14 protein-coding genes are annotated in these 21278 nt (G+C 36.8%); 2 read left to right on the top strand and 12 right to left on the bottom strand.

All coding sequences use genetic code 11. From position 1 onward, the window contains the following. Window positions 1-194: 194 nt before the first annotated feature. The 3 genes from FN809_RS06670 to FN809_RS06660 all read right to left on the bottom strand — a co-directional run bounded on the left by FN809_RS06670 (window position 195) and on the right by FN809_RS06660 (window position 2783). Window positions 195-620, bottom strand: coding sequence for a response regulator (locus FN809_RS06670; RefSeq protein WP_142532713.1), 426 nt, complete (start codon window positions 618-620; stop codon window positions 195-197). Window positions 621-720: 100 nt separating this feature from the next. Continuing rightward, window positions 721-1371, bottom strand: a complete 651-nt coding sequence (locus FN809_RS06665) for a response regulator transcription factor (protein WP_142532712.1) — start codon at window positions 1369-1371, stop codon at window positions 721-723. Then, window positions 1368-2783 (bottom strand): sensor histidine kinase, encoded by a 1416-nt coding sequence (locus FN809_RS06660; protein WP_185957477.1) that lies wholly within the window; start codon window positions 2781-2783, stop codon window positions 1368-1370. The genes FN809_RS06665 and FN809_RS06660 overlap by 4 nt, the downstream gene beginning before the upstream one ends. A 660-nt stretch (window positions 2784-3443) precedes the next feature. Here FN809_RS06660 and FN809_RS06655 point away from each other — a divergent pair. Beyond that, window positions 3444-5315: an ATP-binding protein gene (locus FN809_RS06655; protein ID WP_185957476.1), complete on the top strand. Its 1872-nt coding sequence runs from the start codon at window positions 3444-3446 to the stop codon at window positions 5313-5315. 486 nt (window positions 5316-5801) lie between these two features. On the opposite strand, the gene FN809_RS06650 is transcribed toward FN809_RS06655, so the two are convergent. The 8 genes from FN809_RS06650 to FN809_RS06615 all read right to left on the bottom strand — a co-directional run bounded on the left by FN809_RS06650 (window position 5802) and on the right by FN809_RS06615 (window position 18715). Beyond that, window positions 5802-6644 carry a S1 family peptidase gene (locus tag FN809_RS06650; RefSeq protein ID WP_142532709.1) on the bottom strand — a complete coding sequence of 281 codons (843 nt, stop codon included), beginning with the start codon at window positions 6642-6644 and terminating at the stop codon, window positions 5802-5804. Then, complete coding sequence (locus FN809_RS06645) at window positions 6641-8431, bottom strand: protein-disulfide reductase DsbD domain-containing protein (protein WP_142532708.1); 1791 nt, start codon at window positions 8429-8431, stop codon at window positions 6641-6643. The genes FN809_RS06650 and FN809_RS06645 overlap by 4 nt, the downstream gene beginning before the upstream one ends. 161 nt (window positions 8432-8592) lie before the next feature. Then, window positions 8593-10002, bottom strand: coding sequence for a TlpA family protein disulfide reductase (locus tag FN809_RS06640; RefSeq protein WP_142532707.1), 1410 nt, complete (start codon window positions 10000-10002; stop codon window positions 8593-8595). A gap of 182 nt (window positions 10003-10184) precedes the next feature. Then, the gene (locus FN809_RS06635) at window positions 10185-11756 is read right to left on the bottom strand and encodes a PKD-like domain-containing protein (protein ID WP_142532706.1); all 1572 of its coding nucleotides are present in this window, start codon (window positions 11754-11756) and stop codon (window positions 10185-10187) included. Between the two features lie 18 nt (window positions 11757-11774). Next, the gene (locus FN809_RS06630) at window positions 11775-12545 is read right to left on the bottom strand and encodes a DUF4843 domain-containing protein (protein ID WP_142532705.1); all 771 of its coding nucleotides are present in this window, start codon (window positions 12543-12545) and stop codon (window positions 11775-11777) included. Window positions 12546-12625: 80 nt separating this feature from the next. Continuing rightward, window positions 12626-14113: a RagB/SusD family nutrient uptake outer membrane protein gene (locus FN809_RS06625; RefSeq protein ID WP_185957475.1), complete on the bottom strand. Its 1488-nt coding sequence runs from the start codon at window positions 14111-14113 to the stop codon at window positions 12626-12628. Between the two features lie 11 nt (window positions 14114-14124). Then, the gene (locus tag FN809_RS06620; protein ID WP_142532703.1) at window positions 14125-17457 is read right to left on the bottom strand and encodes a SusC/RagA family TonB-linked outer membrane protein; all 3333 of its coding nucleotides are present in this window, start codon (window positions 17455-17457) and stop codon (window positions 14125-14127) included. A gap of 103 nt (window positions 17458-17560) precedes the next feature. Beyond that, window positions 17561-18715 carry a FecR family protein gene (locus FN809_RS06615; protein WP_142532702.1) on the bottom strand — a complete coding sequence of 385 codons (1155 nt, stop codon included), beginning with the start codon at window positions 18713-18715 and terminating at the stop codon, window positions 17561-17563. Window positions 18716-18900: 185 nt separating this feature from the next. Between FN809_RS06615 and FN809_RS06610 the strand changes: the two genes are divergently transcribed. Further along, the gene (locus tag FN809_RS06610) at window positions 18901-19443 is read left to right on the top strand and encodes an RNA polymerase sigma factor (RefSeq protein ID WP_142532701.1); all 543 of its coding nucleotides are present in this window, start codon (window positions 18901-18903) and stop codon (window positions 19441-19443) included. A 153-nt stretch (window positions 19444-19596) separates the two neighbouring features. Here the strand turns inward: FN809_RS06610 and FN809_RS06605 are convergent, their stop codons facing one another. Further along, window positions 19597-21273 carry a hypothetical protein gene (locus FN809_RS06605; RefSeq protein WP_142532700.1) on the bottom strand — a complete coding sequence of 559 codons (1677 nt, stop codon included), beginning with the start codon at window positions 21271-21273 and terminating at the stop codon, window positions 19597-19599. Window positions 21274-21278: the final 5 nt, after the last annotated feature.

Genomic DNA, 21278 nt, shown 5'->3' with positions numbered 1-21278 from the left:
GCACTTTAAGGGGTCAGCATCCGCCGGAATGTCATGCTAAATTCATGACTTCAACCAACGTTTGCTAAGGGGGTCAGCTTGCTCCGGAATATCCACTCATTATTCTGAAATCCATATTGAATAGATTTTAGCCGTATTATCCCAGGAAATATAGAATGATTAATTATGAATAATTTTAGGGGGATGCCGATGTATTATTCAGGAATTAGGTTAGACAAAATTTCTTGTGGAAAAACGAAATTATTATCCATCACTTTATTTAAAACAGTACTTAAATGTGTTGTAATTTTAGCTTTGTCTATAAAAGCTTTAAATCCTGAACGAATGAGCTGTTCCAAATAAACCTGATCACTATTTAAGGTAATCGCCACCATCTTTAAATCAGGATATTTAAAATTTATTTGGCGTCCTGCCGATATGCCATCCAACAAGGGCATATTAACATCTAATAGTAATAAATCAATAAATGCCAGATCGGGATGATTCAAAATTGCGTTACCATTGTGTGCAATACTAACTATTTCATATTGTGGCAACTCTTCAAAAAGTAATTGCATACCTTCGATAAATAAATGACTATCATCGGCAATAATTACCTTATAACTTTCTTCTGCTTTCATGACTAATTGAACGATATAGAAACAAATAAGTTTGCATGAGTTCCCTATATTTGTGTAGGGAAAATTCTATTTTGCATCAAGGGTTTTCCCTAATGCCGTGCTATAAATCCACAATTTGATTTTTAATTGCCCACACAATTAAACTGGCATTATTCTTCGAGTTAGATCTTTTCATTAGCTTTGATTTTTGACTTTCTATTGTTTTAACGCTTAAAAACATAGATTCAGCTATCTGCTTGTTCGTATATCCTTTACAAACATTTCTTAACAATTGACGCTCTTGGTCAGAAAGCGAAATATTACCCTTAGTTGTTTCGACTGATTTATCTTGTCCTCTTTTTATGCTTTTTGCAACTTTTAATAAAAACTCGTCTGAAAAATAAGTATTTCCTTTATAAACCTCTCTAATGGCTTTTTCAAGATCTTGAGCGCTAAGTTGTTTAAGTAAATAGCCTTTTGCTCCTGCAACAAATGCTTCTCTAAAATAATTACTGTCATTGTGCATGGATAACACAATTACTTTAATAGCTGTATCTATCGTTAAAGCTTGGCTAATAGCTGTTAAACCATCCATGTTTGGCATGTTAATATCAATTAAAACCACATCACCTTCAATCATTCCGATATTGTCAAGCCATTCGGCTCCGGTACTATATTCGGCAACAATATTCATATCAGACCATTGATTTATCAGTACTTTTAAGCCTTCGCGTACCATTTCATGGTCTTCAACTATAACAATTTTAATCATACAACTATACTCTTTTGTGGTATTAGAATATCAACACAAACACCATTGCCAATTGATGTTGTGTACGTTACATTACCACCTATATTTTCTATTCTGCTATTTATATTTTCAAGACCAAAGCCTTTTGCCCATACCTTTTTATAATCAAAGCCTATTCCGTCATCCTTATATCTGAGTTTAAATTTTTTTGAGCTTTGCATCATATTAATAGAAATGACTTTTGGGGTGGCATATTTTATTGAATTATTAATTAATTCGATTAAGGTTCTATAAATCGCAAATTCAATAAGCCCGGAGGTAACATTTATACTGCCACTATTAAACTCAAAGTGTATATTTGATACGGGTTGAATATGGTCGATAAATGACTGAATGGCTTTTGATAGGCCATATTGTTCTAATATTTGGGGGCCAATGTTATTGATTATATTTCTTATCTCAAGTATAGAGTTGTCTAATAAGTAGTTTAAACGTTCTAAACGTTCGTCATTCATATTACATACACAACTATTGCCTACACTATGGGCATAGATTTTTGCTGTGGAGAGTAATGGGCCTATACCATCATGTAATTCACGGGCAATTCTGGCATTCTCTTTTTTTTCTGCCTGCATCATTGTTTCAACGAGCAGTCTTTTTTGCCGCTTCCTTTCTGTTAAATCAATGAATGCACAAATGGCCATATCCCCAATTATTGTATGATGTACTTCTAAACTTCTTAATTTGTTGTGGTTTGTTAGTAAATTAGGGTATTCTATTGGGTCAGCCTGCTGCTCCTCGAATCCTTTTTTCATTAACAATTCAATTTCTTCTTTTTTACGGTTGTGTTCTATCGGGTTTGGATATACCTTAAGCAGCCAATCATTAAATGTTAATATATCCTTATCCTTGTAACCAAAGTATTTGTTAAATTGTTTGTTAACAAGAACAATTTCTTTATTGCGATTGACTATTCCAACAGGGATTGGTAGGTTCTCGATGGTGTGATGCATATCTTTCGAGTTCTCTATTTTTTCTTTCACCTGTTGACTATAAGCTAAAAAGGTTTTATTTAGAGCGTAACCACCAATGCCTATAGTTATAAATGTTAACAGAAGGTCTGACAGCCATATAATTCCATTGCTGGCTGATTCGATTGGTGAAACAGTGTATATTAATACTTCGTTCGTATATAATATCATGAAAGTAAGGTAGAAAAGGACTACACTCACGTTGATACATATCGCAAACCATTTTGAATAATAAAAGGTTGATAATCCAAATATTAGAATCATAAAAAATTCTGCACCACCAAAAATTCCAAAGCTATAAATGCTTGACAGTATACCATATACTAATATAAATAAGAGTACATTTTTCTTTATTGTTAGCCGAATCTTTTTACTAAAAATAGTGATAGTTACAAATCCCATCAGGATGAGGCCATTGATTAAGGACACAGGAATATTAGTATAGGCGTGATAATAAATGCCATATACATACAATGGGCCAATTAAAAGAGTATATATTAAAAATGTAAAATCAATAATATTCCTTTAACTGTATCAAAAGAAGATAAAATACCAGCGTATGTTAGACCTAAGTTCAAGTATACTTTTTTTAAAAAAACCCCTAATATAAAGATATATAACGAAAATAAAGAAAGTTGGTTCAGTTGAAAATATTGAATATTTCTGTGATATTGTTTTACTCAAAAACAATGTGCTTCTTTTGTATATTATAGAGATCGTAACCTGAGGTAGGAGTATATTTTTCGTATGTGGTAAATTTACGCACATTTTTGTTTAGCAATCGTATTGCCAGTCCAAAAAAGCACCCGAATAAAACCGGATCGGGTGTCCGAAAAAAACAGAATGCCCGGTCTACTGCTACGCACTATACTAGATATTGCAATCTTATCTCAATTTACATATTGAAACCAAAGACTTTAAATAGCGTATATTTGCATTTGGTATGATATCAAAAGTATTGTTTAGTTAGTTAAATATCAATTATTACAACCATCAATTATTTTAATTACTATGTCTATAACGAAGATTGTAAACTATCGTTTTAAAAGCATTAACAATTTGATGTTTATTAAAATAAGCGTGTTTGTTCTTTTTATTGTTTGTTTGCTTGGTGTTTTTCATTATTTCGCGGTAAAAAAAGCTTTAATAAATGAAATCCGTGGCAAACAACTCATTACTGATCTGAAAGCGTCTCAGTCATCCCTTCAATCGATTCTTGAAAAGTCAATTATTACGGCAGAGTTATTAGCTTCTGACTCCACTATAATACAATGGTTTATAGAAGATGAAAAAGATGAAGAACTTAGAAATCAAATTTTATCAAAATTAGATTGGATAAAGAAGGTTCAAAGCTTTGCAATGGTTTCCATCGTCAATAAAAGTACGAACCATTACTGGAAAGATAACAATCAATTATTCGATTCTATTTCCGATTCTGATCCGGATGACAGGTGGTTTTTTAAATTCATTAAAGAGAAAGAAAAAATTGCTTTTCACCTGGATTTTACCGAGAATTTAGGAAAAACATTATTATTTATCAATGTTATGATTGGAGATATAACTGAACCTGTAGGAGTTGCATCTGTTGCATTTGATCCTTCCATATTAATAAGTGAATTTGAGCAATACAAGTTTTCACCTAATAGTAAAATATGGTTAATAAACCAGGAAGGGATTATTAAACTTTCTGAGAATCGAAATGAGTATAATAAATCCATTTATAATTTTCTACCTGATGAAAAAGGTGAGTATTTTTTGAATAGGCAGTCACTTCACCTTTTGCCCGAAATAAAGTTTAACGGCGAATCTTATGAAGTTGCTGTTATGCCGCTTGGTAAAACAAAGCATACCATAATTATGTTGGTTCCTCATAAAGATTTAGTAACCGTACTAAAAGTCATTAAGAGTAATACAATTTGGTTAGGCTTATTTTTTCTCTTGTTAACCATTTTTTTATCCTATTCATTGGCAAAAAATTTAACTGTTCCTATTACTCGTATTGGTTGGCTTACAAATAGGCTGGCTAAAGGAAACTTAGACCAACCAATTGATGACTCTTTAACTCAAAGAAACGATGAGATTGGAGATTTGTCCAGGTCTGTCAAATCAATGCAGATTCAATTATCGAAAACCATTGAAAGTTTAAAATTTGCAAATGAACGACTGGCTGATGATAAGATAAATTTGACTAAACTAAATGCAGAATTAGAACAAGCAATAGTCAAAGTTTCAAAAAGTGAACGTTTAACCAAATCGTTTCTGTCAAACATTAGCCACGAGATACGCACACCAATGAATTGTATAATTGGTTTTTCTCAAGTATTAGAGCTTGAAGATCACAGTAGAGAGTTTCAGCTTAAATATATTAAACAAATAATTAATGGAGGACATGAGTTGCTTGAAATTATTAACCATCTTGTGCACATGTCAAAAATAGAATCCGAATTTCTTCAGCCTCAAATCGTTGCTATTGATATCAATAAGTTTTTCGGAGAACTTTATAGTTCATTTTATGATAGAGTAGAAAAAAGGGGGCTTAAATTGTCACATATACCATTAGCGACTAATTTTACAGAACAAATACATACTGATCCACTATTGTTAAAGCAAGTGTTTAATGAGTTGCTAAATAATGCGATTAAAAATACAGATAAAGGTGAGGTAAAGTACGGTTGTGAGGTAGCCAATGACACAATTAAATTTTATGTTTCGGATACGGGTAGAGGTATACCTGATCATCAAAAACAAATAATATTCGAACCCTTTGTTAAGATTCATAATGATCAAACACTTGCCAATTCAGGGGTTGGTTTAGGATTGTCCATTTCAAAAAAGATTATGGGGGCGTTTGGTGGTGATATTTGGGTGGAGACCTTGAGTAATGAAACTGTTTTTATTTTTTCATTGCCCTATGAATGTAAAGGAATAAAATAACCCTATCTACGATGGCCAGTTTAAGGTTTGTTTTTAATTACGGCGGATGATTATCCCTATTAGCGGAAGATTTTCGGAAGTATGCCCTCAAAAAGAATAAAAAAGAGCATTTTGACCGCCTTGATTCATAGCTTAAGATTAATGGCATCTAAATCCTATTTGATTCTGATTATCACTGAAAGATATACAAATACTCCGATTATACAGTTACGTTCCGGGGTGTAAAACGATAGCCCGTGATTTCGCATTAGTAGCAAGCACAGGATCAGGAGGTACCCTAAAAAACACGGCAGTTCAACATTAAACCTTAACTTTCTTGCATAGAATGGAAGACCGTCCATTGGAGAGGGTCTTCCATCCCAGCAATCCTTAAATAAGAAAAGTCAAGTCAGCTTAACGATGTACTTTGTGTTAAACAAACCTATAATTTAATACTAGGTGTGTTTTTGGATGTAAGCTAAATCTGTTTTACTAGGCCAATAACCTTTAGTCTATTCCTATCAACTTAAAAAGATTACTTACCGGACTAAACTCTTTGACGATAATTTGAGGGTTTTGCCCCATTGGCAGGTAGTAAGTATTGGCTACAACTCCTACTAAATTTCCATTGATATCGCAAATTGGAGCACCACTACTTCCCAATGAAAAATCTGCCGTCATGCTCATCCGTTTACTTTTATTATCGGCATACCAGTAGCTACGTGTGATATAACCTTGGCTATAATAATAATAACTACCTGCCGGGTGACTGACCAGTTTAACCTTATCGCCAACCTTTGGCTCCCGGCCTATTGCAACAGGACTCATTTTGGGCTCACCTTTTAATTTAAACACAGCCATGTCGTCCTGATAACTACCGGTCAACACCTCTTCTATTTCATATACATTCCCTTCATAGTCCATTACGATATATAGTATATCCTCCATTTTTTCGGGATGAAGACGAAAAACATGATGGTTAGTCACGCAGACCCCATCGCTAGTGATTGGGAAAGCGCAGCTTTTATATAAAATATTGCTTTGCCCATCCGGCTGATTCCATAATCGAGCAATAATTAAGGTTTTGTTCTTTTGTACCTCATAATAGTCCTCTATTTTGTTGGCACTTGCCCCAACAGCACTATTTAGTTTTAACTTACCAACTCTTGATTTAACCTGCGATTCCAGCTCCTGAGGTTTTACATAATCCCCCCTAGCTTTTAGATCAAGAGCAGCCTTTAGCAGTTGCGATTCAATTACCTGGTCTTGTACCATTTGAGCGACCTGACTATAGGAGGCACTGTAAATAAAAACCATACAAACCAGGAGTAATCTGTATTTTATCTTCATTTAACCATTAATTTTAATTGTTGTTCTACAGGAGGGTTACACTTGTATGAATCACAAGCCTGATAGTAGACCTTGCATACAATTGGGGCGCCGTTGTACTTCTTTTTATCTAAACTTATGCTTTGCGTAAATAAGGATTTCCCTTGGTATAATGTTACCCCCTCCATTTCGTCATACTTATGTGTTTTGGGCTTTTTTAACGATCCATTAAGTACGATACCCTCTGGTGTTTCGAAACTAATTTTGGTTTCAATAAAAATCCCATCCTCCGGCATATCGGCATATATATGCCAGCCGTCTTTAATATCAAGATTTAACTCTACGGTATAGTTATCTTGTGTACCGGATAAAAGTTTACATTCTATCTTTAAAATCTCGTCTTCGTGGTTAGTTACCTTGTTAACAAGCCGCGCCTTAGGTTCTGTTTTATCAGCGGTAGACAACTGTATTTTAAGTTCAGGATTATTGTAAGTATCAATCATAAACTTATAACCACCCAGTTCGGTAAAAAACAGATAGTCTTTATAGGTCTTGTACCAATTTTTCCAATCCTTAGCAGTGGTATAATTAAAGTTGGTATAGCGATGCAACAGACGTAAGGCTTTTTCTGTTTCTTTGCCTTTCCCAAGCATTTTAATGCATTGTTCTATAAGCTGTATATCGTTATTGGCTATGCCCAACGATTTTGCTTCTTCATCCACTATTGGCATCACCCCCATCCCATCTATATAGAAATAGGGATAGTTATCTTTATAATAGAGATAGGTACTATCGATTACAGCATCACCTGTTGGCGTATATTCGTTTTCCGTATCTAAAAGCTGCTTTGTTTTTCTGTAGCACCATTCATTGGCCCAAAGGCGGCTGTTGGATTTGTAATTTGTAATAGTTGATTTACCATTAAAATTAGCCATATAATGGATGGTGTTCACAAAAACTTCTTTTGCCTGCTCGGTCATAAATGCCGGTGAAGCAGAAAAGCCCCAATGAAACATATTGCCATTACGACCTAATGCCATTCCACTAATATCCTTAATACTATTGCTACTGGAAATAAACTCACTGTCCGGTGAATCATCAAAGCCAAGGCCAACGAGGATTTGGCCAACCCAATAGCCTTTTCGGTCGCCTGATGATTCGGTTTGTGCCCACCATACATCTATTTCGTCTGGCAGGTTTACACCGGAGTAATACTTCTTGAAATTTTTAGGGGTTTTTACTTTAACCCAATCCAAATTTACCTTAAGAGGTGCATTAAAAATAGTATGCTCAGTATTTGTATTATAGCCATATCCAAATTCAATACAATGACATTGGGTCATCAGTTTAGACGGAATCATATAGCCCAAGTCATCTGTTTGATCTCCTATTACGATCAAAGCCCTGTCAAAATCTTCGGGCAAATACCTGGGATACATCAATGGTTCTCCTCCATATACAATACTTTTCCCATTTCTGTATAAACCAAAATCCAAAGTATCAATAGGCACAGGCAAATCGTCGAGAATTGTTACATCGTAAGCATCAGACATAGCGGCCTTATATTCATCTGAATTTACAATATCTACCTTCTTAAAATATTCACTCAAGAACTTTTTATACTCTTCACCTCGTTTGTTCGCCAATTCTTTTATTCTTTCACCCGGCATTGGTCCACTGTAGCTTTTTACATATTCCTTGGCTGGATTATGTGCTACAACCAGAACTTTTATATTGCTTTTTTGAGCATTAATATTTACAGCTGATAGTATGCCTATAATGCCAATTAGTGCTATAATTTTTTTCATCTCATTATAAATATTTGACCTTTATTGGTATTTGATGGTCTCGCCATTAATAAGCTCCCTTCCCGCATTGACGGGCCAGGTAGTGTGAGAGAAAACTCTCATAACCTGTCCCGATCTTTCATCGGGAGCCGGCCCCGATCCTTCGGGGGCTCGTTTGAATTTTATTGTACATATCTGTTTAAAAATTGTTGTATTTGGGGATTACTTGGTCGCGGGGCATTACTATTTATTAGTTTGCCATCAGGACCATATAGCAAAAATCGAGGAATACCAGTTACATTAAGACTTTTGCCTAGTTTATTATCAACATCCAACAATTGGGTATTATGCAGTCCTTCTTTCTCTAATGTTTTTAACCAGATATTATCCTTTTTATCGGAAGAAACACCGACAAACAAAATATTTTTATCTTCAAAATCTTTTTCTAATTGCTTAAGGGCCGGTATCTCTTTTCTACAAGGCTTGCACCATGAGGCCCATAGATCGAAATAAATATATTGTCCTTTTAAAAGATCTCTTAAATTAACTAAATTACCATTGGCATCAAGCATTGAAAAGTTAGGCAGCTCGGCGCCGGGCATTGAATACTTAAGGTTCTCCACCTCCATAATCCGTTTTTCTCTTTCCTCTTTGTTGGTAATATTCTGTGCTAACTTTTTAAATTCGTCTATTTTTTTCTCGAAATTAACATCACCCTTAAATTCTTTTTTAAAAGCTTCAAGCAATATGTCAATAGCTACTTGTTGTAGTGTTGGGTTATTTACCCTTTCCTTAACGATTTTTATCTGTTGATTGGCTAAATTAAACGCGGTTAACCCCTTTAATTCTTTCTGATTCTGTACTTCTCGAACAATCATGCCGGCTGCACTACCATAAAACTCTGCAAAAGGGCTATTAAACACATCAATGGCGTTATGCTTGGTATCAAAGTCAAGCGGTGCACTTTCTTTAAATCTAAATTTATATGCATAAGGAATTGAACCAATATCGCTTAAATAATTGGCTTGCCCCAGAAATCTAAGATAAGCTTTTACATCATCCTTAACACCATTAGTATTGGTAAGGAATTCCTCTGTTCTATCAAGGTATATATCAGATCGGGTAAGAAACTCCGCTTTTGAAAATTCACCATACCATATTTCGCGCCCTGTTTTGTTTAACAAGTCGGCATACTGTAAAAGTGCTAAAACATTCTGGTCGTTAATTTTACTCCTATCCAGCTTTACCCGGTTGTTTTCCACGTAAAAATTCAACTCCAGCTCAATACCCTTTTCTACATATACATTAACATAATCTCTCCAATCGTTATGTGCAAAATAAAAATAAAATACATCAAAATCTCCACAAGTTCTTTCAATGTTGAGCTTATACTCCTCTCCTTGTTTTATACTAAACATTTCGGATGAGTATTGATTATCATCCAGTTTCTGATGAATCACAGAAATTTCCATTTCGTTGATCCTTAAACTATCTTCCAAACTGACTTTTACTTTACAAGTACTATTGTTATCGTTGCTTTTGCAAACAGTAATAGAAATAAATAAGAATACTGCTGTTATAAATAACTTCATAATTAAAATTTGTTTTTTGCAACAAGCCACTACAGATTGTTGCCTTTGTGACTGAAATGGCTTTGTTTTTTTTATTCTATAGGTGAACTATAAGCTTTACAAACCTTATATTGGAGCGTAAAGCAGAATGTTAATCCAATTACAGGCTAAAAAACAAGCTGTAATTGGATTACTGAATTTGATTAATCGCCCGAATTATATATACCCCATGCCTCTGGTTTATAAAGCACCTGAACGGGGCGCGAAGTAATATTTTCAAACTTTCGGGTCGGTTGCAAATTAGCAGCCGAACCAATATCTGCACAATTGTAGATATACAAGCTACCTTTCAAATCGCCTGTTGCATCTGAATCGTAGACCCCGACATACAACTCGCGCATATCATAACTTACCGACATACATGTTACCTCTTTATTACCATCTAAAGTAATTGCAGCCGTTTTTGGCAAATGGTTATGAGGTGGTATATTACCGGGATACCAAATAAATATTTCACCACCCTTACTGTAATACATAGAAGCATATCTGGCATTTGCTATCAATTCAGTGTGCATAGGCAAAGTGATTTCTTCATCGGCTACATACTCATAAGCGTTTATTGTGCTGATACCTGCCGCGTAATCTGCTCCAAACTCAACAATTTTTACATCTTTAGCATTTGTTTTATCTGTTGCAATTGCCCAAAAATTAGTGTTGGTTCCCCCAAAGTAATCTCCATTCATTCGCCCAACGGTTACAATGTCACGTCCCGCATAGTCATTAGGCCTGAAATCATCTTCATAAGGTTCAACATTGTTCGTGGTATTATTAACAGGCATACTGCCGGCATGATAAAATATCGTGGTCCAAATCTTAGATGCCTGATAATCTACATTAACATAGGCAAGATCCATATTTGAACCCCTGGTATAAAACAGATTACCATAAAAACCATCGTATGTACCTGAAATGTTTACACTCTCGTAGAGCAACATTTCTAATTTCTGGAAAGATAAATTCCGACCATCTTCTGTAAATATAGTACCGCCTGTAGTGTAGGTATCCATAATCGAAACTTTTGATATCCTGGCACCAGGTATTGTACCGCCCACATCTACGGCAGCAAAAATTTCGAACGTCAATGGATCTGCGATATAAATATTATCCTTGCAAAAAATAAATAGATAGGCATCGCTACTCCCCCAGGCAAGAATCGATTTTCTTACATGGATAACATCCCGGATATCAAACTCAGGATTAACTTTTCCAATCAGATCGGACACAAAAGTCAGCTCCTTGCCTTCAAGTACATCTGTTGAGGATAAAATACGGGCAAAGGCAATATTTGCTTGCCCAGCTTCATTCATTCCAACCACCATGTATCCTTCGTCATAAACACGAACATCAACATGCCAGGTATAAAACTCGCTGTAATCTTCATTCTTAACCTCCAAACGCAAGTCGTAGGTTCCCATTTTTTCAAATGCGTACTGAAGCGTTTGCGTATGTCCGATAACTATGGAATCATTTTTTACGCCATCCTTTTTTAAACATGCAGACCACTCATAAACAAGGCTTTTGCCTTTTATTTTCTGTGTTACTTCGGGTGTAAATTCAAACTCCTGACCAAAATCAACACTTAAACTATCGGTAGGCGATGAGATAGAAATAAATGAAAAATCTGGATTATCTACAGGATATAATAACGAAGAATCATCTTTGGCGCAGGAATATGCAAAGAAAAGCAATAACAATAAAAATATATAGTTTTTCATAACATTCTGGATTTTAAATTAAATAGTTGGTTTTTGAATGTTTAATTCTAATTCGGGATGCGCCTCCGAATATTCCCACATACGCAGCTTCACATATTTATTAAATGAGATATAATAAACAAACAGCGGATTATCACCCCAATTATTAGGCTCTATATCCAGGAACTTACCCCAACGCTTAACAATCGCATCATAAATAGATTTTTGATTTTGCTCCATTTCCCAGAAATAACGGTAGAACAATTGCCCTTTAAATTTAGTGAATTCCCCCATGTCGAATGCGGTCCACCAGTTAGGTTCTTCCGGTGTTTTATCATCAAAAGTGATGGTAAATTCAGCATGTCCTTTAACATCTAAATCCTCTGTAGCTTCAATATTGAATGTGATAATCGCCCTTACATTTTCCAGATCCGGATGTCTGATAAGTTTAACGGGCACCATTGCACTTATTGAATCAGCTTTAAGAAGTACTTTCTGAGGTATTTCATAGTAGTCTTCGGTGGCTGCAACCGCAGATTCATCCGCGTAACGTTCGTTGCTTACGGACAAACTAAATTCGCGGTCATACCCACGTGGCATGCCTATTAAATTAACAGGCACTTCAATTGTTTTCTCTGTAATTTCGTAAAATCCAAAATTGTAAAACATTGAATCGGATTCTTCCGTGTAATTAAGAAAAACCCCATCTTTCTGCTCCAGATCGTATTTTAGATAATCGGTATTTTCACATGCTGAAAATCCAATAATCATGACGATGCTAATCCATATATTTAATACTTGTATTTTCATGTTTAAAGTTTATTTTAAATGACATTTAAAGGCCGGTTGATTAGATAAACCCGCACCCGGCATTACTACACATTGAAAAATTAGTCATTTCTATATTCATATTCTTCAATAGGAATTGGCAGCACGTACACATCATTCGAAGCAGGAATAATCTTATTTTCGGCATTCGAAACAATATCCATGTTTTTCTTTTTCATCTCGAACCAGCGTTGTCCCTCTCCAAACAATTCTTTATGACGTTCATTGTACAATAAATCTATATCAAGTGTTAGTGCAGGGATACGATCGGCCAACCTGGTCATTCCTCTGGATTGCAATACTTCATCAATCAGCTGTGTTGCCATCTCTGTATTCCCGGCCTCCAGTTCGGCTTCAGAAGCAATATAATACATCTCCGGTATACGAATCATGCTAATGCCTTCTATCAGCTCCTTCCCTGCATCCGATCCTTCTCCGGAATTAATCCTTTTTACATCTACTACTTTCAGGCAGTTAGGCGATATGCCGCCTTCAACAGCGGGCCTAAACCATCCTAAACGTGCATCGTTTCCATGATTTTCGCCCTGGTACTGTGCATACACTGATTTGTATGGCATTAAATAACTACCTCCACTACTTGGGTCATAAGGCGAAAAGGAGGCCCAAGAGGTAGATTGATACAATCTTGTTTCTGTTGTGTTAAAGTAATCCGTGGAAAATAAGCCCCATATTGATTCCTTTGGTGAGAGATGCCCGGCAATCAAATTCACAATCTCATCTTTCTTTACCAAAGGAAACTTAGTGGAATTTATTACTTTTAATGCTTCTGTTTTAGCCTTCTCCAAATCACCTTTCATCCAATAAACTCTTGCAAGAGTAGCCGTGGCCGCATAGTAATTAAAATGCAATTGACGGCCCATCAAAAATTCTTCGTTTAATTCCGATGCCAATATTCTGGGATACTGCACATACTCATCATCTGCCTTTAATAATTCCTGCGCCTTTTTTAAATCCTGTATAATAAAATCATATACAGCGGAGACACTTGAGAAGTCCGTATGTTCGAAGGAATAACTCTTTACATACGGAATACCTTTTACTTCAGGTTCTTGTTCTATGTGCGGTGCAAACAAACGAATAAGGTCGAAATGCAGAAAAGCCCTGATACCGTATGTTTCGCCCAGATACAAATGATATAACTCGTAGGATTCCGCCTCTTTGCCCTCCAGGTTTACAATGATATTATTGGCATGCCCAATAACTTCATAAGCTTTTTGCCATATACTCCCCAAATCACTTTTAGCATCCTCAAAATTATAATTTTCAATATCGTTATATGGAAGTGCATTGGGCCCATTATAGTTTTGTGCCAATACTTCGGTATAAGCCCAGGCCAGATTTTCACCATATAAAGTAGGCGACTTCATCTTACCATACAAACCATATATAGCGTCTTCTATTCCTCTTTTATTAGAAAACATATCATCGTTTACCACCTCTGATTCCGGATTAATGTCCAAAAAATCATCACACGAAACCAATGTCAGGATAGCTATGGCAATTGTTATTTGTATTAAAATATTTTTCATACTAATCATTTTTAGAAGGTTGAACTTAGAGTGAAACCAAATCCTCTGGCAAAAGGATACCTCAAGCCTCTCTCCTGTGCTACAGTTGACAACTGGAACGCATTATTAATAAACATACCTGCACTCAATCGTCTGAATCCAATTTTATTGGCAAAAGCCCTATCAAATTCGTAATTTAAACTTATGGACGAGGCGTTTAAATAATTTTCTTTCTCCACAAATCTGCTGGAGTGATAGTTATTCACAATCCCATCTTCGTTGGCCACAATGGTTATGTAATCCACCACATCACCCGGCTCTTTCCATCTATCGGTAAAGGCTCTTGAGTCCGCATTAAACATGGGGTTTATTTGTTCAATTTTACTCGCTCTGGTTGAGTTATAAATATATCCCCCAAGTGAATAAGTCATATTGATACCTAATGTGAATTTTTTATAGGTAAGGTATGATGACAAAGCCCCTCTCAATTTTGGGTTACGATCATTTATGGCCACCTTATCTTTCGGATCATATTGATAAGTGTATGATCCATCTTTTTTAATAAATATTTCCCGGCCCGTTGCTGGGTCAATGCCCGCAGAAGGCACGGCATACAGCATGGTAGGTGATTCGCCTTCTACAAACATGGTTAATGGCGAGGTGGATATCATGTTTGAGGCATTTACCTCGTTTTGTTTCCGAAGGGTATTGCCAATATCAATAAGCGTTGTTTTATTCCGTGAGGCATTGGCTCCTAGTCTCCAGTTGATGTCCTTCTTGTTAATAAGCATGTACGATAATGCGACTTCAAAACCTTCATTCTCCTGTTCTCCAACATTATTATTCACCACATCCACACCTGTTGATGGAGGCATTGAAATGGGTACAATCATATCGATGGTTACCTTTTTATACACATCTACATTTAAGTTTAGGCGGTTATTTAAAAAGGTAGATGTTAATCCGAGGTTTGTGCTTTTAGTGGTTTCCCAGGTTAAATCCTCATTACCCATTGTAATTGGACTGGCACCATATCCATACATGCTGGATAACTCCGAAGAATACCTATAAGTGGTTATGGCCTGATATGGCGAAAAATTAATGCTTCCGGTATGTCCGTAGCTACCCCTTAAGCGAAGAATATCAATCCATTCAAAATCAAGAAAACTTTCTTTGTGCAAATTCCATCCTGCACCGATACTCCAAAACGGAGCGTATCGTTTATTGGTGCCAAATTTTGAGGAGCCTGATATCCGGTAAGATCCTTCCATAAAATAGCGGTTACGATAAGTCAGGTTTACAGCCGAGAAAATACCAATACTTGAGCTTTCCAGCGGCTGGCCACTTGGCTTTGCACCTTCAGGAAATTGAGTTGCAAAAGACATATCTGTCGACATGTCGTTAAAAAAGCCCTGAGCAATAAAGCCATACGGATCTGTATTGTTTTTCCTTGTTTCACCACCAAGGTTAAAAGATAACATGGAACCTTCCCCATCCAGATTTTTATTGTAATTAAGTGCCGCTTTTAGATAAAAATTATAATCATCAGTCGCATTTAATGAATAAGAACCTTTTTTAGCCGGATCGGTAACAGCAATAAAAGTATTTGAGTTAGGCGACAAAAAGCTATCCGCTCGAACATCGTTGCTGCTCACATAACCATTACTTGTGATATAAAAGCCGGGCTTGATATTCCATCGTAAATTCAGTGAAGTTGTTAATACTTTTGTTTTTGATTTACCAAAAGAGGACAACGAAGCCTCGTACAGTGGATTATTTAAGCCATACGAAAGCTCTTTCACCAATTCGCCATCCTCATCGTAGGGTGCATCATAAGGGTTAGCTCTGGTATAATCATTAAAAGATCCATACTTGGATGCTTGCGTATTTAATTGGTCATAATCGGCCCTAAAAGTGGCTATTAATTTCTGCTTATGATTATAGGAGAAATAAAAACCTAAACTCATATTCTTTCTGAAGTCATCCTTCATCACACCATTCGTGTGTCCGTAACGGCCATTTATACCGTACGACATGCCAGAACCTCTTCCGGTTACGTTAAATGTGTGCATTTGCGAAAATGCATTACGTAATGGTTTAGCTATCCAATCCGTATCAATTCCGCTGTTTACCTTTGCCAGTTTCTCATTGTATTCAATATCCAATGCACCATTGGGGCTATCGTATAGTCCTGCCAAACGTTCCAGTTCAAGCTTTTGGCTCGCATTCATCAATGAATACTGACTCAAATCGGCAAAATCTGCCGTACCCGAGAAATTATAAGATGCGCGTACTTCCTTTTGTGATGTTTTTTTGCGTGTTATCAAAATAACCCCATTGGATGCCTGCTCACCATATAAGGCAGTGGCCGAAACATCTTTAAGTATCGTAACCAATTCTATCTCAAAGATATCCATGTCATACAAAGCATTGATAGTGGTTTCCACCCCATCTAAAACTATGAGTGGTGAATTAATTCCGGCTTCATTGGAGGCATTTAATGAGGTTGTACCCCTAATAATAATTTCGGGTATATGGTTGGGATTCGACCCCATAATATTATTATCCATTACAACAACAGAAGGGTCAAGTATGCCAATGGACTGAATTACATTAGAGGTTGAAATCGTCCTTAATTCGGCACCTGAAAAGGTTTCTGCTGCTCCTGTAAAAGTGCTTTTATCACGCTCGTAATATCCCGTTACTACCACATCACTTAACGCTTCTACATCATCCTGCATAATCACATCTATCACTGTTCTTCCTTGCACGGATACCTCTTGATCCTTCATTCCAATGAAGCTGAACAGCAAGGTGGCATCCGAATCAACAGTAACAATGTAATTACCATCAACATCACTAATGCTTCCTCTCCTTGTTTCTTTTACAATAACATTAACCCCTACTAATGCTTCGCCTTTAGAATCAACAACTGAACCTTTTACGGTAATCTTTTTCTCTTCGGGTTGCTGCGCATTTTTGATATTTGTCTTCTCCTGTGCTGTTAATGGTCTTATAATTAAATAATTATCCACTAACTCATAGGTTAGCTCGGTGTTCCCGGTCACCACATCTAATAGCTCTTTCAACTCAAAATCCTGACCCTCAATCACAATTTGCTCCTGTAGGTCAAGCTCACGATTACTCAACAGCGTTGCTATTCCAGTTTGTGCTTCAATCTTATCAAATAATTGCTCGTAAGTGAGTTTGGTCTGATTAAGATGCACTTTCTGGGCAAGTCCGTTGGCTGCAGCCTGAACTAAAATGGTAAACAATAAAATAAAACTAATTCGCATAGTCAACAATAATTTTCGTGGCTTAGGGAGCTCTAAAAGGAGCGAATGCCACTTCTGATTTTTTTTCATACATTTGTAGCTAAGGATTAATACTTTTGGGTTAAGTTTCGAAGGCTCAAACCCAAATATTTAAATTAATTGACCAAAGAATGTTTTGCGCATTCTTTGGTTTTTATTTTACTTCTTCTATCATTACGTTTCGGCCATCAACAGATATCTTCACATTGGTTGTTTTTTCTATTAAACTCATAAAATATTTAAAATCGGCAGTTTTCTCGATTCTCCCCGTAAAGTTTATCTCTTCCACAGAACTATTGGCAAAATAAAAATCAACATCATACCAACGTGTCAGTTTTTTGGCTAATTCTCTAATTGGCATATTCTTAAATTTTAATACACCGCCTGTCCATGATGTATAGATGGATGTATCCACTTTTTTTACTTCGACTTTTGAATTGTTCAAGGATAGCTCCACCTGCTGACCCGGATGTAACAAAGTCTGTTTGCCATTAATGTTAAATCCTACTTTTCCTTCAATTAGTGTTACTTGTTCCACCATATCATCTTCATAACACATCACGTTAAAGGAAGTACCATACACCCGGGTAGTTGAATGGCCGGTGCGAACAATAAATGGTTTCTCGCTATTGCGTACCACCTCAAAATAAGCCTCGCCTTGCAAAGAAACTTCTCTTTTTTCCCCTATAAAATTGACCGGAAATTTTAAACTAGAACCAGAATTTAACCACACCCTTGTGCCATCACTTAATATCAAATGGTACTCGCCCCCATAGGGAATTTTTATAGTGTTATATATCAACTCATTAGACTCTACGAAAGTATATGCTAAAGTATTCAAAGAATCTTTTCCTACTACAACCCCCTCTTCCTTCAGCAGTACGCTGGAGTTTTCATTAGCTAACTCCACTGTACTCCCATCACTAAGCACAACCAGCGCTTTTTGACTCACGGGCACAATCACTTCACTAATACTTTCACTAGCTTGCTGTTGTTTAGATAATAACCAGATACTTAGCCCTAACACAATTGGGATGGCAATAACCGCTGCATATTTTAAGAAAGTTAATAATAAGCCCTTCTTCTTTCCTTTAGGAGCCATTATTTTTGTAAATGCGGCATCCGTATCTACAGATGTATATACCTTGAAAGAAGCATTGATGCGCTCATGTTTAATAATCTTTTGGTACATGGCTTCGTTACTCGCATCTTGCTTACGCCATAACTCTAAATCCCTTAGTTCATCATCGCTGGCCTGCCGGATAAGGTGCTTATAAATTAAGGAATATATCTTTTTTCTATTATCCATATGATACCGATTTATATTAGATACACACCAACTTATTAATTTGGGGTGACATTAAATTACATTTTCGTATAATAAAGTTAATATCTATAACAATTTAGTTCTTCCAATAACCAATTCGCTAAAACCATTCTTTTATCTTTGATTTTGGATGAGTCTTAATTTTTTATCTATTTTTGACAGAATCTATGCTTAACATCAAACAGGAACATATCACTAAAATATCCCAAGGAGATGAAAGGGTTTTTAAGGAGATATTTGAAGATTTCTATCCTAAACTTGTTGGTGTAGCTATGAAATACATCAACAATATGATGGTATCTGAAGACATTGTAGCAGAGGTGTTTACAAAGGTTTGGGAAAAGAGAGCACAGATTACAGAAATAGGTTCATTTGAATCCTACCTTTATACATCGGTTCGTAATGCCGTGTTTAATCATGTACGTAACACTAAACGAAAAGAAGATCACCACGAAAAAATCCTGAGCAATTTAAGTGAACAAACATTTGAGGAAACCGTAGTAGAGGAAAATGTACACCATAGGCTCTACAAAGCCATTGAAAACCTGCCGGAGCAAGGGCGTAAGGTATTTGAATTAAGTGTAATCAATAATTGGAAGGAAAAAGAAATTGCAGAAGACCTGAACATCTCGGTTAATACCGTGAAAACACATAAAAAAAGAGCCCTAAAAAGTCTTCGTGATCAATTAGGCCGGTGGGAAGATTCTTGACCGCGTGTCGTATTTATTATTTTTCTATTTTTCGGTTGCTTGCATCGGCAGGTACAACTGTTATAACGCTATCCCGGAGAGGCCAATAATAGTTTTGGCTTATCCAAGTTAAGGAGCAAAAAAAGCTTGTATAAAACTACGCTATACAACACCCTATGGGTTGCAAGCATCGGCCATCATGCGTAAGCCCGTCATTAATCTGCGTGCTTGTTCCAGGTCAAGGGTTTTGATGAACACCTCATGGGTAAACTTATCGGCTTCGCCATTCTCAAATACCTGCACCAGATCCTTGCCTCCTTTTATGGCCAGGGTAAGCAGTGCCTCCCCCTTTTGGGTCAAAAACTGTATTTTGTTCGCGTCCACATCTTTCAGGTTAAACTGATATTCAAACCGTTTGTCGTCAGAAATATCTTCCACGTTCAAACTGTACAGGCAATCATCTTCGCTTTTTTGCGCCATCGTTTGCCGGTACGTATCGGTATCTACCACCACCTCGCCAATATTTTCCAATACGTAGGTTCGTGCTTCTACCACCGAAGCAAATGCAATTTCAGCGTTCATTTTTTCCAGCGCTAAGGCAGTAAAGCGTGTAAAAACACCAGCCAAGCGTCGTGCTGTTTCAATATCCGGTGCCCGTATCTTCAGGCTACTCTTGTAATCGGATTTTGTGCCATCTGTTTTCTCCAGCACCAGATCCCTGTCTCCGGCAACCGCAAGCTTTACAAAAACGCTGTTTTTATTGGTGTCGTAGGTCGCAGGTATCTTGCCCAGATCGGCCGCATTAACCGTAAATTCCTTTTTTTCACCCTCCGACACATCAACTACCGAATAAGTGAACACGGATCCATTGTTGGCTTGTATCGCAAATACCTGCTCGTAAGCATCCTGATTAATGACCACATCGCCAACTTCGTGGTTTAGCACCTGTACACATTTTTCGTAATTATAAGTGGTATAATCTTCTGTTGCACGGCTTTCTGCCAGATGTACCAGTGCTTTTGTTTGTGCAGCCAGCAAGCGCGCCTGCTCCACGGTAGCCGTCAACAATTGCAATTCATGGGTGTAACTACCCGTTTCACCGTTTTCGGAATATGCAATTAACTTGCGTCCTCCCTTTGTTGTTAGCGGCAACACCACCTTATTACGTTTGGTATCGAAATCGATTTTGTGCGGGTTTATATCTGACAGGTTCACCGTATACCTCTCTATTTTGTCGCCATTTGCACCGTCCAACACAAAAGTAGCTATATGATTATTCTGCGCATCAAAATTAAAGGATTGTGCATAGGTTTCGCCGCCCACCATCACGTTGGTAATGCCGGTTCGCAAGGCATCGAGTAAGACGGCCATATTATTGTCAACAGGCACGGCATCGGGAATATGATCCTTGGCATATTGGGCCACCGATTTCAGAGCATCGGTAAGCTTGCGGGCTTGTTCAATCCCCGGTGCATAAAACTCTAACTGCTTATCGTAGTGCTTTACCTCGCCATCTTCCTTTACCATTACCAGGCGCTTGCCCCCATATACTCCGGCCGTAATCTTTACCCACTCTTTATGGGGATCAAACTGTATTTGATAAGGATTCAAATCCAGGGCGTTAACCTGCCGGGTGCGCTCCTCCCCTTTTTGAGTGTTAACTATGACCAGCGACAGCAATAAGTTATTGTTTACATCGTAGCTGAATGTTTGTTGGTATTCGGTTTTCTTACCCTGCACCGAACCAATATTATCTTTCAGGAATTGCAGATTATCCTCTATTGTTTGTCCACTAATTACGAGGGCAGACAAGAATAAGCAAGCTGAGATTAATGCGCGTAGTTGTATCATGACGG

Origin of the sequence: Saccharicrinis carchari, from assembly GCF_900182605.1 — a bacterium.
GTDB classification, from domain to species: Bacteria; Bacteroidota; Bacteroidia; order Bacteroidales; family Marinilabiliaceae; genus Saccharicrinis; species Saccharicrinis carchari.
This window is presented reverse-complemented; position numbering and strand designations above follow the sequence as displayed.